This window comes from Kangiella koreensis DSM 16069 (genome assembly GCF_000024085.1).
Classification (GTDB): Bacteria; Pseudomonadota; Gammaproteobacteria; order Enterobacterales; family Kangiellaceae; genus Kangiella; species Kangiella koreensis.
This window is the reverse complement of record NC_013166.1, coordinates 1,073,644-1,086,331: the sequence shown is the minus strand read 5'-3', so window position 1 is coordinate 1,086,331 and position 12,688 is coordinate 1,073,644. Positions and strand designations below refer to the sequence as shown.

Annotated in this window: 12 protein-coding genes and 1 other RNA gene; 2 read left to right on the top strand and 11 right to left on the bottom strand. The window is 43.5% G+C overall.

The features are described from left to right. Window positions 1-299 precede the first annotated feature (299 nt). From KKOR_RS05190 to dnaX, 10 genes are all read right to left on the bottom strand, one after another. A complete protein-coding gene (locus KKOR_RS05190) occupies window positions 300-1,097 on the bottom strand; it encodes a trypsin-like serine protease (RefSeq protein WP_012800966.1) in 798 nt (265 codons plus the stop codon). An 89-nt stretch (window positions 1,098-1,186) separates the two neighbouring features. Then, window positions 1,187-1,486 (bottom strand): hypothetical protein, encoded by a 300-nt coding sequence (locus KKOR_RS05185; protein ID WP_012800965.1) that lies wholly within the window; start codon window positions 1,484-1,486, stop codon window positions 1,187-1,189. 81 nt (window positions 1,487-1,567) lie between these two features. Then, window positions 1,568-1,942: a hypothetical protein gene (locus KKOR_RS05180; protein WP_012800964.1), complete on the bottom strand. Its 375-nt coding sequence runs from the start codon at window positions 1,940-1,942 to the stop codon at window positions 1,568-1,570. Window positions 1,943-2,262: 320 nt separating this feature from the next. Further along, window positions 2,263-4,167, bottom strand: a complete 1,905-nt coding sequence (htpG, locus tag KKOR_RS05170) for a molecular chaperone HtpG (RefSeq protein WP_012800963.1) — start codon at window positions 4,165-4,167, stop codon at window positions 2,263-2,265. Window positions 4,168-4,272: 105 nt separating this feature from the next. After that, entirely contained in the window at window positions 4,273-4,656 is a 384-nt protein-coding gene (locus KKOR_RS05165) for a hypothetical protein (protein ID WP_012800962.1), read from the bottom strand. A 2-nt stretch (window positions 4,657-4,658) separates the two neighbouring features. Beyond that, window positions 4,659-6,269 (bottom strand): S41 family peptidase, encoded by a 1,611-nt coding sequence (locus tag KKOR_RS05160; protein ID WP_012800961.1) that lies wholly within the window; start codon window positions 6,267-6,269, stop codon window positions 4,659-4,661. 130 nt (window positions 6,270-6,399) lie between these two features. Beyond that, a complete protein-coding gene (locus tag KKOR_RS05155; RefSeq protein ID WP_012800960.1) occupies window positions 6,400-7,032 on the bottom strand; it encodes an O-methyltransferase in 633 nt (210 codons plus the stop codon). A gap of 31 nt (window positions 7,033-7,063) precedes the next feature. Continuing rightward, the gene (gene recR / locus KKOR_RS05150; protein ID WP_012800959.1) at window positions 7,064-7,663 is read right to left on the bottom strand and encodes a recombination mediator RecR; all 600 of its coding nucleotides are present in this window, start codon (window positions 7,661-7,663) and stop codon (window positions 7,064-7,066) included. Between the two features lie 222 nt (window positions 7,664-7,885). Beyond that, window positions 7,886-8,215, bottom strand: coding sequence for a YbaB/EbfC family nucleoid-associated protein (locus KKOR_RS05145; RefSeq protein ID WP_012800958.1), 330 nt, complete (start codon window positions 8,213-8,215; stop codon window positions 7,886-7,888). Window positions 8,216-8,239: 24 nt separating this feature from the next. Beyond that, complete coding sequence (gene dnaX, locus KKOR_RS05140) at window positions 8,240-10,561, bottom strand: DNA polymerase III subunit gamma/tau (RefSeq protein ID WP_012800957.1); 2,322 nt, start codon at window positions 10,559-10,561, stop codon at window positions 8,240-8,242. A 291-nt stretch (window positions 10,562-10,852) separates the two neighbouring features. On the opposite strand from dnaX, the gene KKOR_RS05135 reads away from it, so the two are divergent. After that, complete coding sequence (locus KKOR_RS05135; RefSeq protein ID WP_012800956.1) at window positions 10,853-11,344, top strand: hypothetical protein; 492 nt, start codon at window positions 10,853-10,855, stop codon at window positions 11,342-11,344. A gap of 108 nt (window positions 11,345-11,452) precedes the next feature. Here the strand turns inward: KKOR_RS05135 and ffs are convergent. Next, window positions 11,453-11,549: signal recognition particle sRNA small type (ffs, locus tag KKOR_RS13370), an RNA gene on the bottom strand. Between the two features lie 222 nt (window positions 11,550-11,771). Between ffs and rimK the strand changes: the two genes are divergently transcribed. Continuing rightward, window positions 11,772-12,686, top strand: a complete 915-nt coding sequence (rimK, locus tag KKOR_RS05130; RefSeq protein ID WP_012800955.1) for a 30S ribosomal protein S6--L-glutamate ligase — start codon at window positions 11,772-11,774, stop codon at window positions 12,684-12,686. Window positions 12,687-12,688 lie beyond the last annotated feature (2 nt).

Below are 12,688 nucleotides of genomic sequence, written 5' to 3'. Positions count from 1 at the left end.
ACACCACAAACCAATAACAGGTATGATTGAATAAAAACCCCATAAATTCATGAGAAAAAAAGTTGCCATAAAGCAAGTAAAGAACCAACGCAGTAAAAAATCAATCCTATTAGCCAATGAGTACCGATTAAAGCGTCGCAATTTCTACAACGAGTATTTGAAAACATTAGCTTCCAAGTCTTGATTGTTTTTAGCCTACAGTTCGGACAAGTTCCCATAAATTCCTTTAGCGTTAACGTCAAGTTTTGCAGAAGCTGACACAAGCGAAGCGCGTGTTAGCGATCTGCAACAACGATTGGTTAGTTGCTCTTAATAACACTATGAATCCATTTATAGTAACTTGATATTCTGACTTGATAGGCATTGTTTTCATACAAGCCACCTTTAAACAAAGAAAGCTCCCCATCCCAAGACTGCCAACTTGATAAGCCAACTAAATATATTCTATTTTTCTTGATAATAACAGACGAACCACCACTATCACCTGAACCATGCATTCCTTCCAAATCGAGTGCGTTCGGAGGGCTATCAAATTTATACGATAACCAGTTACCCTCTGATTCCTCTATGATATTTTGAAATGAATTCATAGATCTAAGTTTTTTGGTTTCCGCTAATTCACCGACAAGTCCATTACCAGTAGCACCTCTACCATAAACAGTAATTGTCTTTCCTTGCTCATTAGTATCTTCGTATAGTTTTATTGGTGTTATATCATCAACGTTTGATGACAATTTAATAAGAGCTATATCATCTCTTTTTTTGAAAAAATCCATCAAAGGTTTAGAATCACCTTTAAATAAAGACTCATCTGGTTTTGTGTAACCAGAATGAATTACTACTTTGGCTATTTCGTAATCTTTATTTCCGACTTTGATGGTCTTGCCTGTGTAATCATAAAAAATAGTGTGTGCAACGGTAACAATCCATCGTGGTGCAATTAGAACACCATGACCTTCATGCGGCATATCCACTAAATATTCTGGAGGCTTGGCAACCTCATAATTTTTTGCTGGAATATCGTGTCGCTTGATCACAGCAAAACTGTATTGTGATGATGTGAGCAAAACGAAGATCAAAAATATTATAAGTTTCATTTGTTCTCGATGTTATGATTATTGGCAACTAACGCAAAATTGAGACGCGCGTTTTTCACGTCGATTCCAATGAATGGTTAAGGTGCATATTATCCGCCCGCATAATTGATAAAGTGTCGCACAAACGAAATTACTATAAGTGCGACTCCGCCGAGCAATATGACTGTTGGAACACCTAACATAATACGAACTGACCTTGAACGATTCTGAAAAAAAGTCGAACTAAGTGTAATCTCTCCCAGCCACTCAAGAAAGAGCCAAGCAGGAATACCTAGCATGAATAATGCGACCCAGCCTAACATCGAACGTGAAATTTTAGGGTAAAAATGCATCACCAGAAAAATAACGATAAACCCAACAAATCCACAAAAGCCAATTATCTTACGCATGCTATCCCTTTGCACTTTAACGTTTAGTTTAACAGGCGCGCCGACAAGGCGCGTCCTGGTTGAAACGCTTGTTATGTTTTACTATTTTGGCAGCATGCTAAGTAATTTTTGCACAAAGCCACTTTGCTGTAGCGCCACGAGATTAGCCAATATACTCGTTGCATTTGAAATACCGCCCAGCCATTCAAATAAACGTGTTTTAGATACTGCCTCTGCTGATTTTTCAGGGCCCTGTTCTTGTGTTTTTAGTAAAACTTCAAGCGCTTCTACCAATAGATTAGGTGGCGTATTTTCCGGCAAACCAAGCGACTGTAATGCACCCGGTGGATCTCTATGTTCAATTGCCTTTTTGCAACCGATAATTTTTGTGCCTGAAATATCAATTTGGACACTACCATCTGTGCTTATACCTGTTCCACAGTTCTCAATGTGGCAATCTATTATTTTAATTGCCATATCATTCTCCTTTTATAAACATAACATTTTATTATACGAATTCGTTCGTAACATCCTAATTTCTAAAAGCTTTTATTACAAGTGTCGATTTTATGGTTATTTAGGGAATTAGCGGATCCCTTAATCCTCGCAACCATTATCTGTATCTCTGTATAAATCATTAAGTTAGAGGCTATGACAAATAACAATAGCGGTGCAGATACCACACAATTTGCATTACAAAGTACATATTCGCCAATAATGATATCTTGCATATGACTTTCTTATTTGCAAAAAAAAGCCCGCAATATGCGGGCTTTGATCTTACTGAGCTGATTAAATTAATTGGCTAACTTCAATAATAGCTTATTAAGTTTCGTTGCGAAGCTAGCGGGATCTTCCAGTTGCCCTGCTTCGGCGAGCTGTGCCTGGTCGAAGAGTACTTCTACCCATTCGTTGAACTGGTCTTGATCCTGTTCTTTTTCAACCAACTGAATCAAGGCGTGTTCGGGGTTGAGTTCGAACACTGGCTTAACGTCTGGCACGGGTTGCCCGGCGGCTTGCATCATCTTGACGATTTGCAATGGCATGTCGCCTTCGCCTGCTACGATGCAGGTTGGTGTGTGGGTGAGGCGCAAGGTAATGCGAACATCGCCGACTTTATCGCCGAGCACGTCTTTTACTCGTTTAACTAACTCTTCATGTTCCTTGGAAGCTTCTTCCTGTGCTTTTTTATCGTCAGCATCTTCTAAATTGCCTAAATCAAGCGAGCCTTGAGTGACTGACACAAATTGCTTACCTTGGTATTCCTGTAAGTGTGACACTGTCCATTCGTCGATACGGTCATGCATCAATAGCACTTCAATGCCTTTCTTACGGAAGATTTCAAGGTGCGGGCTGTTCTTGGCGGCGAGGAAGCTGTCGGTTGCAATGTAGTAGATCTTGTCTTGCTCTGGCTTCATGCGCTCGATGTAGTCATCCAAAGAGACGGTTTGTTCTTTAGAATCGGTATGGGTTGAGCTAAAGCGGAATAGTTTGGCAATTTTCTCTTTGTTGGCAAAGTCTTCGCCCGGGCCTTCTTTGAGCACCTGCCCAAATTCGTCCCAGAATTGTTGATACTTTTCGCTGTCTTTCTTGGCCAACTGCTCAAGCATTTTTAAGACACGGCTAACGGTCGCTGAGCGCAATGACTGAGTGACTGAGCTGTCCTGTAGAATTTCGCGTGATACGTTGAGGGGCAAATCGTTAGAGTCGATTAGGCCACGTACGAAACGCAAATAAATTGGCAGGAATTGTTCAGCGTCATCCATGATAAATACGCGCTGCACATACAGTTTTACTCCGCGCACGCGATCACGGTTCCACATATCGAATGGGGCTTTGGCAGGAATGTACAACAAGCTGGTGTATTCCTGTTTGCCTTCGACCTGATTATGGCTCCAGCTTAGTGCGTCCTGGAAGTCATGGGCAACGTGCTTATAAAACTCCTGATATTCTTCGTCTGTGATTTCAGACTTGGGGCGAGTCCATAAGGCAGTGGCCTTGTTGACCACTTCAAACTCAGGCTTTTCAGGCTGCTCTTTATCATCTTCCTGAGAGACTTTATGCATTTCTACAGGCAAAGAAATATGGTCAGAGTATTTACCAATAATGGTACGCAGACGATAATCCTCGAGGAACTCTTCCTCGCCTTCTTTAAGGTGCAAAGTAATATCCGTGCCGCGAGCGTCTTTTGTGGTTGGCTCGATGGTGAATTGACCATCGCCAGCTGACTCCCAGATCACTGCCTGGTCTGCTGCCAGCCCTGCCCCGCGGGTGGTAACGGTTACTTTATCGGCAACGATAAAGGCTGAGTAGAAACCCACACCAAACTGGCCAATCAGTTTAGAGTCTTTTTTCTTATCTCCAGTGAGCTGGCTTAGGAAGTCGGCGGTGCCAGATTTGGCGATAGTACCAAGATGAGCAATCACCTCTTCTTCTGTCATGCCGATACCATTATCAGTAATGGTCAGGGTCTTGGTATCTTTATCCGTGGTGATACGAATGCGCAGCTCTGGATCATCTGCAAGCAAGCTATCATCATCCAGCGCTTTAAAACGCAACTTGTCCGCGGCATCAGCTGCGTTCGAAATCAGCTCACGCAAGAAGATTTCTTTGTTGGAATACAAAGAATGCACCATCAGGTGCAATAGTTGTTTTACTTCAGTTTGAAATGAGTGTGTTTGTTTTTCAGCCGCTACCGACATAACAAATCTCCGCTATTTTTCAGTAATGAGTTCATTAAGAAAGGGTTGAAACGTGGCTAATAAGTGGGGATCTGTTAGTAGATTTTCAAGGCTTACAGGGATAAATTAAGGTAACTCGATCGTCTCGCATTGAACCGTACTCAGTGGATACAGGGTATCATTTTGCGAATCATACAGATAGCAATCGTCTTCATGCTTTAGCAGCTGAAACTGACGCGGCATTTCCTCAATACGGCCTCTAACCGGCAGACCATCTTTTTTATGCTCTGCAATTTGGATAGACAGAATATTGGTATCAGTTAGCACATCTTGCGCCAAGGTTACCGGCCGACCGTTATAAATAGTGGAAACCACTTTGGTTAATTCCGCAGTGGTTTCGGCTGAAGGATTGGTTATGACCGCTGGTTTGGCTTGATCAGGCTCAATAGTCTTGCAGGCCGAAGCCAACAAGACCGTTGAAACCATTGCTAATAAAGTCTTAAAACTCATCGTTATTTAGGCTCTGTCAGGATCAGGTTCTGTTTCAGGAACATATGATCACGCCAGATCTGCGAATTATAAAGCGAGTTTTCATCATACACATCGGACGGCTTGTAAGGCGCCTGATGTAATGACTTTGCAGTTGAAGCCGGACAAGCACCAGTATCACGGAAATCTAAAGCTGCCGCTAATCTGGCTTCTTGTTCATCGCCTAAAGAATTATTAAAATCATCTGCAACTACACAGCCACGAACTACGTCTTGCCCATTATCGCTGCCAGCAATCACGAAGCCATCAGCATAGTCACCAAACGCCTTATCATTCTCACCACGGAACTGAATGGTGAAGTAAGTAATACCGCAGTTATCTGTCGCGTAGAAACCATAAGGCTTACCACAGGTATCATCACCGATTAAAATCACCTCCACATCAATACCGCGAAGACCATTGATAAATGCCTCACTGGCTGAGCAAGTGCCACCATCGGATAGCACAAAAATGCGCGAAAGATTCAGTTGCGGTAAGGCTTGTCCTTCGCTCACTGAAAATCCAAGTGAAGTATTGTAAAAAGGTGTGGGTGCAAGAGTTTGCCCAGTAACTGGGTTGATAGTCGGATGCTTATCATTGAAGACGGTTTGACTATAGGTTCTACCGCTAGTTGCGCTACTACCGGCCACCATATAAGCCAACTGGCTGGAGATTGCGAGGAAGCCACCGCCATTGTAACGAAGATCGATAACCAGATCGTTAATGCCTTGGTTTTCGAAATTGGTAAAAGCATCAATTAATTCAGCCTCTGCATCCACAATACCGAATGTATTAAAGGTTAAATAACCCACGTCACCACTAGCTGTCGCAATAATTTTTTCATTTTGTACCGGATCGGTTGTAACAATGGCCGAAGTCATTATTACAGTACGCGTAGCGCCTCCAATTTCTTCTATCAAAAACTCGTGACTTTCACCGGCACTGTCTGGGAACAAGCCAGCATTTAAAGTATCAACATCATTCCCATTGATCATATCAACGCCATCAACCTCCAAAATCTTAACGCCTCGCGTTAAATTAGCGGTTGTCGCAGGAGAATTAGGCTCAGTGAATGCGACCCGAACATCACGTGGAGGTGCGGATTGTAACAAAACCCATTCAGCTCCATAACCGGCGGAAGCACCAGAAGACACCAGCTGCTCATAAACATCAGTGTCATAAGTATAATGGAATCGATCTTTTGGGTTGCCCGATGATGTTAAAGCATCAGTTTTCAGTACAGCAAAATAATCAAGCGGATCATTAAAGTTTGCAGGATTTTGATCCTGAATTTCGTCATACCACAGATAGGTGTTATTACTCCATGAACGAAGCCAGTGGTTTTCATGCAAAGTTGAGCCAGGCTTATCAGGCCATGGATCGCCATCAATATCAGTGTCCGTTCGAGGAACTTCACAAAAATCTTTAAAGGCATCTTCATCTTCGAATACCCCTTGGGTCCAGGACAGTTGCTCGTCCGTTGGCGGGGAAGGGTCAGAATCAGAGTCGGAACTACAACTGATTAAAATAAAGGAAAGAGAAGCAAAGCCAACAAGCTTGAGTCGATTTGACCATTTGCTATTTTGTATGTTCATGCGCACCTACCTTAGCTTAAGTGATAAAAAACGATAGCTAAATAACCTGTCTCCAAGTGATAAAAAATACATTACCAGTTTTGGTTCAATCTGTGTAGTTTTTAAACAGAGATTAGTTAACTTATTGATCTCAATGCTTTCGAACTAGGTTAATTCCATCACGGACTGTTAATACGACGTTTTCAACACGAGAATCAGTGACAATTAATTGATTGACCTTATGGATGGCGATATCCGATTCCGCTTTTGGTTCCAAAACCTTTCCAGACCAAAGACAGTTATCAATCACCAGCAAGCCATTAGACTTTAACTTTGGAATTATCGCTTGGTAATATTCCACATAGTTTTCTTTATCGGCATCAAGGAAAGCCAGATCAAAGGTTTGATTAAGATTGGAGAGAGTTTCCAGAGCTGGGGCGAGCTCAATAGATATTTTTGAACCATGAGGACTCCGAGAGAAATAATCTTTAGCCAGTTTAGCGACTTCTTCATCAATGTCGCAAGTGATTAACTGACCATCCTCGGGTAATGCTTCAGCCATAGAAAGAGCAGAGTATCCGGTGAACATACCAATTTCAAGGACCGTTTTCGCACCCGTTAAAGCTACCAACATCTTCAACAAGCGCCCTTCTATTTTACCAGTAAGCATCTGCGCCATGGGCATATTGGTTTCAGTGAACTCAGCCAGTTCTTTTAACAGTTCAGGTTCATTACTGGTGTAGAGTTTAGCGTATTCTTCAACTTCCTTTTTGACAAAGTCCATCAAAACTCCTCAATAAATTTAAGAATTGAAACTAACGGCGATAGGGTTGACGCCCTGACAGCGAGTGCATCAAGGTTCCGCCATCGATGTACTCAAGCTCACCACCAAGAGGAACACCCGATGCTATACGCGATAAAACAACCTCATTCTTTTTTAACATTTCGGAGATGAAGTGTGCTGTGGCCTCACCTTCAACTGTTGAGTTAGTTGCCAAAATAATTTCCACAGGCTTTTCCTCATCAACCAGACGCTTCAATTGATCGAGACCTAAATCTTCAGGCCCAATACCGTCGAGTGGTGATAAGTGCCCCATTAAAACAAAATATTTCCCTTTAAAGCTTGCGGTAGACTCAATGGCAAACACATCAGCAGGGCTTTCCACTATACAGAGCAAACTATTGTCACGCGCCTGAGAATTACAAATGCCGCATAAATCATCTTCGGTGAAATCACGACAACGCGAACAGTGCTTCACACCATTCATTGCAGCAACCAAAGCTTCAGCTAGCTGCTCACCACCCTCGCGGTTACGCTCTAACAAAAAATACGCCATGCGTTGTGCCGATTTGTTACCAACTCCCGGCAAACAGGTAAAAGCTTCGATCAATTTTTTAATCAACGGTGATTGCATTTAAGCGCCTGTAAAAAGGTTTATGATGCATCAAACTTATGTTGGGATTCGCAAGCTCATCACCAACCTACAAAAGACTAAGAATTAAACCTATACCTCAGATTTTAACGTAGGATTTTTCTTTCTGAGCGAGGAAGTGCTGGGCGCAAAAAACCGAATAGTACACAAAGTACATGAGGTTTTTGAGCACAGCACTGACAAAGCACAGGAAGAAAAAGCCAGTTAAAAGGGGAGATTCATGCCAGGGGGAAGATTCATCCCCTTCGTCACCTCCGCCATACGCGCTTTAGTCGTCTCTTCAACTTTGCGTACTGCGGCATTGACTGCTGCGGCAACCAAATCTTCGAGAAGATCTTTATCATCTTCCATCAAGCTTGGGTCAATTTCGACGCGCTTAACGTCATGGCGCCCAGTCATAGTTACTTTAACCATGCCTGCGCCTGCTTCTGCAGTTACTTCAAGATTGCCAATTTCTTCCTGAGCTTGCTGCATTTTTTCCTGCATTTGTTGGGCTTGTTTCATCATGTTGCCCAAACCACCTTTACCAAACATAGTGACCTCTACTAATCAGTTAAATTATTGCTGAGCATCCAGATATTGAATGCTGTTTTTATCAAGTGTTGCTGCAAACTTTTGCGCCAATTGCTGCGCAAAAGGATGCTGGGTAATCATTTCACAAGCTTTGCGATGTTTCGCTTTAGCGGCTCTTTGCCAGATCATGGCTGGAGTAGCCACATCCGGTTCAGCAAATTGCCATTCTATCTTAATAGACTTGCTGAAATATTGTGCCAAGGCTTCTTCTATCGCTTGCTTTGCGGTATCGGTACTCAGAATATCCTGAGTCGGCTCGACAGTGAGCTGTATTTTATCATCAGTTAACCATTTGACTGTACTGGATTGTGCAATTTGATGATAAGTACCCGTTAAATCCATCTTTTTAACGTGTTGTGCCCACTGCAGCGCTTCTTCGGTAGCGGGTGGACCACTCTCCTCTAGGGCTGCCTCGACTAGAACTGTTTTTTCCAAAGAGGTCTCTTGCAGACTGATTTCATCCACACTGCTCACCTGTTCCTGAGCTAATTTCGGTGATGTTGCTGGCTCGGATTCAGCTTCTGCCTCTTCCTCTATTGGTTGAACAGGCTGCAATCTGAACTCATCATCGTTCGATTGCTCAGGTTCGTTTTGAGTACTTTCACTTTCTCCAGTTTCAGTTTGTCCTGTCTCAACAACTTCTTCTTGAACAGGTTGCTCAATTTTTTGAGATGGTGCGCGATCACTGTCCGCGTCATCCGAGAAATTGAGCCCCAAGGCAGAGTGCAGGCTGGCCAATGCCGCTTGCTCATTACTGGAAGCTTGTGCAGTGTTTTCTTTGACAGTTTTATTTTCAATGACGGTGTTAGACGATGCTTGAGCCGCCTGCTCTTCAGGTTTTGAAGATGAAGCAGTTTGATATTGATCGACTATCGACTCTTCGGTCTTTTCATCGTCACTGAACGAGGCGTAATCGTCGGGATTAAAAGGTGGCTCTTCAGGGGCATCACTGAATGATTGAGTTTCCTCAGTTACGGTTTTATGAGCAGTACTTGGTTCAGGCTTTTGTTCTCGTTCTTGTTTTGGTTCTTGTTCTAGTTTTTGCTCTGGCGCTGTTTTTGGGGCAGAATATTTTTCAGCAGCATTGTTTTCCAGAGCACTGTTTTCTATCAGCCCGGGTTCAACAGTTGCTGGCTGAGCAGCAGACTCTGGTTGTTTTAGGCTAGCTTTTTTTTTTGCCTCTGAATCTAATGAGGTTTGGCTTGAGTTGTTTTGAACGACTTGGGAAGGTTCAAGCCGAAATGCCAACATTCGCAACAACGCCATTTCCAGGCCTTGTCTTGGCGATGGCGCCCATTCCAGATCGCGACGAGCATGTAAGCCCATCTGGTAATAAAGCTGCAAGTCATCGCTGGCGATCTTACTCGCAAAGTCTTCGACATAAGGTGCGGCTTGATCAAGTAACACACCAGTACTTTGAAATATAGCGACTTGGTGAATACGCGATAACAGCTCTTTAAGTGCATCGGCAAAATCTACCGGGTAATGACTCATTTCAGCAACCGCCTTAATAGCTTCTGCTGAATCTTTGTTAGCCAATGCCTCGAGCAGTTTAACCATAAACTGATGGTCAATGGTGCCAAGCATGGTACGAATATCTTCTTCCTGCACCTTGCCCTGACCAAACGCAATCGCCTGATCAAGCAAGCTCAACGCATCACGCATGCTGCCTTCTGCTGAACGCGAAATCAGCTCAAGCGCCGGCGTTTCAAAATCGATGGATTCTTGTTGAAGAATATAGGCAAGATGCTTAGAAATGGTTTGCTCTTCCATGTGCTTTAAATGGAACTGCAAACACCGCGACAGAACTGTGACCGGAAGTTTTTGCGGATCAGTTGTCGCCAATAAAAAGATAACATGCTCAGGAGGCTCTTCGAGAGTTTTTAACAGCGCATTGAATGAGCTATTGGAGAGCATGTGCACCTCATCGATGAGGTAAACCTTATAACGACCACGGGTTGGCTTGTATTGAACATTCTCTAATAGCTCGCGGGTATCGTCGACTTTGGTTCGAGATGCCGCATCCACTTCAATCAGATCAACAAAACGCCCTTCATCAATCTCAACACAACTACCGCACTCACCACAGGGCTTTGAAGTTAAGCCATTGGTTTCACAGTTAAGACATTTAGAGAGGATGCGCGCAATAGTGGTTTTACCAACCCCACGAGTGCCAGTAAATAAATAAGCATGATGCAAACGGCCACTTTCAATAGCATTAACCAGTGCACGGCTGACGTGCTCCTGACCTTGTAATTCATCGAAATTCTTTGGACGCCATTTGCGGGCGAGCACCTGATAGCTCATTTTTTAATCGATTATATTTGAGTGATTGGTAAGTGGGCAAACAATAGCACAATTAGCCTTATCGAGAAAATAGAATAATCCTTATCTATCACTCAGCACCAGTAATGAAAAGCACCAACTCATTCAATATCAGCTACTTAACGTGCGCCTTTTACCAAAAACTCCCCAGCTTGCCCGCTTTTGCCTGCTGTTTCGATCTACAAAGCGTCAATCGTCCACTATGGTGAACGTGTCATTTAGACAGAGCCACAAAGCTCGTTTAATCCATAAACTTATTTTTTGAGGTGCATCATGAAAACGTTAAACAAAATAGCCATTGTCTCTGGGCTACTAGTAGCAGCTGGTATAACCCATTCATCAAATGCAGGCCAGGGTTGCGCAACCTGCGGAGGCTATTTTTATACTGCTGTCTCCTATACCAATAACTACGGTATTCCAAATTATCAGTATATGTCTGTTGGTCCATTTGCTGATGAAGAAACATGTAATCAGGCAGTATTTAATGACTACGGCAACAATGACGGCTGGCTTCCTTATGAGGGTAGTCCTAAATGTATTTTGATATATGAGTCAGACTATGAGGTTCATGAAGAAATTATTGACGACTGGAATGGCAGCAGTGGTGAACCGAACAATCCAGGCGTAATTGTGGATGAAGCCGTTATCAGCAAAATTGCTGAGCTTCGTAAGGTATATAACGTCGAAGAGTACGAAGCACAGCTTCATGTTTTAATCACCGACCCAAACCATGACGAAGATGAAGATAACCATGTGAAGCGCTGATTTGATCGGCTTGAAACATACAGTTTCGAAGTCATGAAACACAAAAACCGCCAAGTTGGCGGTTTTTTTATTCCTACATCAACAGGGGCCGATGTTAGAAATTAAAGACTCTGCTAGCCACACCTCGGCACACGAGACAGTCGCTACCGTTGCTCCCTTCCGGGCCTGGCGGGATTCACAACCTTACGTTGCGAGGGGACCAGCAGAGCCGGGCGCATTATCCCCCAACTAAAAAAAATTATAAACCCTTAATCTTAAAAATTTCCTTATATTATTGGTTCTAAAGAAGGAACTCACAGATTTTTTAATCGCTACACAGTTTATTTTATTCTGTGGTGGTCAAATGGATCTATGGTATATTGACCAGCAATTGGTCAATCGGCCATTCAATTTATTGATATCACTCTAAGTACAATCTGGAAGACACATGAAAATAGGTATTTTATCGCGCAATCCTCGCCTTTATTCGACCAAGAGACTGGTTGAAGCAGCAGAGGAGCGTGGCCATGAAGCGCAAGTTGTTGATGTGCTCAAATGCTTCATGAACATCACATCCAATCGCCCTACCGTACACAGCAAAGTTCAAGGCAAAGTTCGTCAGCTCGAGTTTGAAGCGGTGATTCCACGTATCGGAGCTTCGGTTACCGCCTACGGTACCGCCGTGTTGCGTCAATTTGAGGTGGGTGGCGTTTACTCAGTCAATGAGTCCATTGCCATTACCCGTTCGCGCGACAAACTGCGCGCGCACCAGTTACTAGCACGCAAAGGTGTTGGCATGCCCATCACCAGTTATGCACACTCAGTAGAAGCTACTGATGAACTCATTGAATCAGTTGGAGGCGCACCATTAATTGTTAAGGTCATTGAGAGCACGCATGGCAATGGTGTGGTATTGGCTGAAACCAATAAAGCCGCAGAAAGTTTGATTAATGCTTTTCGCAGCTTGAATGCGGACTTCCTGGTGCAGGAATTCATCAAAGAAGCTGGTGGATCGGATATCCGTTGCTTTGTGGTTGGTGAAAAAGTGATTGCCGCCATGCAACGTAGTGCCAAAGAAGGCGAATTCCGCTCCAACCTTCATCGTGGCGGAAGCGCTCAAGTCATCAAACTTAAACCAGAAGAGCGCGCTCTTGCGGTTCGTGCAGCAAAAGTTATGGGATTAGATGTTGCTGGTGTTGATCTGATTCGTTCTGCACACGGCCCGCTAGTGATTGAAGTGAATTCATCACCAGGTCTAGAAGGTATTGAAAAAGCCACCGGTAAAGATGTTGCCGGCGCTATTATCCAGTTCATCGAAAAAGACGCTTTGAAAGGCCCGAATAAGCCGAAAGGCCGAGGCTAATT

Excerpts from the sequence above, each read along its gene's own strand:
- KKOR_RS05190 (WP_012800966.1), bottom strand. The coding sequence starts at position 1,097 with ATGAAACTTATAATATTTTTGATCTTCGTTTTGCTCACATCATCACAA.
- KKOR_RS05185 (WP_012800965.1), bottom strand. The coding sequence starts at position 1,486 with ATGCGTAAGATAATTGGCTTTTGTGGATTTGTTGGGTTTATCGTTATT.
- KKOR_RS05180 (WP_012800964.1), bottom strand. The coding sequence starts at position 1,942 with ATGGCAATTAAAATAATAGATTGCCACATTGAGAACTGTGGAACAGGT.
- htpG (WP_012800963.1), bottom strand. The coding sequence starts at position 4,167 with ATGTCGGTAGCGGCTGAAAAACAAACACACTCATTTCAAACTGAAGTA.
- KKOR_RS05165 (WP_012800962.1), bottom strand. The coding sequence starts at position 4,656 with ATGAGTTTTAAGACTTTATTAGCAATGGTTTCAACGGTCTTGTTGGCT.
- KKOR_RS05160 (WP_012800961.1), bottom strand. The coding sequence starts at position 6,269 with ATGAACATACAAAATAGCAAATGGTCAAATCGACTCAAGCTTGTTGGC.
- KKOR_RS05155 (WP_012800960.1), bottom strand. The coding sequence starts at position 7,032 with ATGGACTTTGTCAAAAAGGAAGTTGAAGAATACGCTAAACTCTACACC.
- recR (WP_012800959.1), bottom strand. The coding sequence starts at position 7,663 with ATGCAATCACCGTTGATTAAAAAATTGATCGAAGCTTTTACCTGTTTG.
- KKOR_RS05145 (WP_012800958.1), bottom strand. The coding sequence starts at position 8,215 with ATGTTTGGTAAAGGTGGTTTGGGCAACATGATGAAACAAGCCCAACAA.
- dnaX (WP_012800957.1), bottom strand. The coding sequence starts at position 10,561 with ATGAGCTATCAGGTGCTCGCCCGCAAATGGCGTCCAAAGAATTTCGAT.
- KKOR_RS05135 (WP_012800956.1), top strand. The coding sequence starts at position 10,853 with ATGAAAACGTTAAACAAAATAGCCATTGTCTCTGGGCTACTAGTAGCA.
- rimK (WP_012800955.1), top strand. The coding sequence starts at position 11,772 with ATGAAAATAGGTATTTTATCGCGCAATCCTCGCCTTTATTCGACCAAG.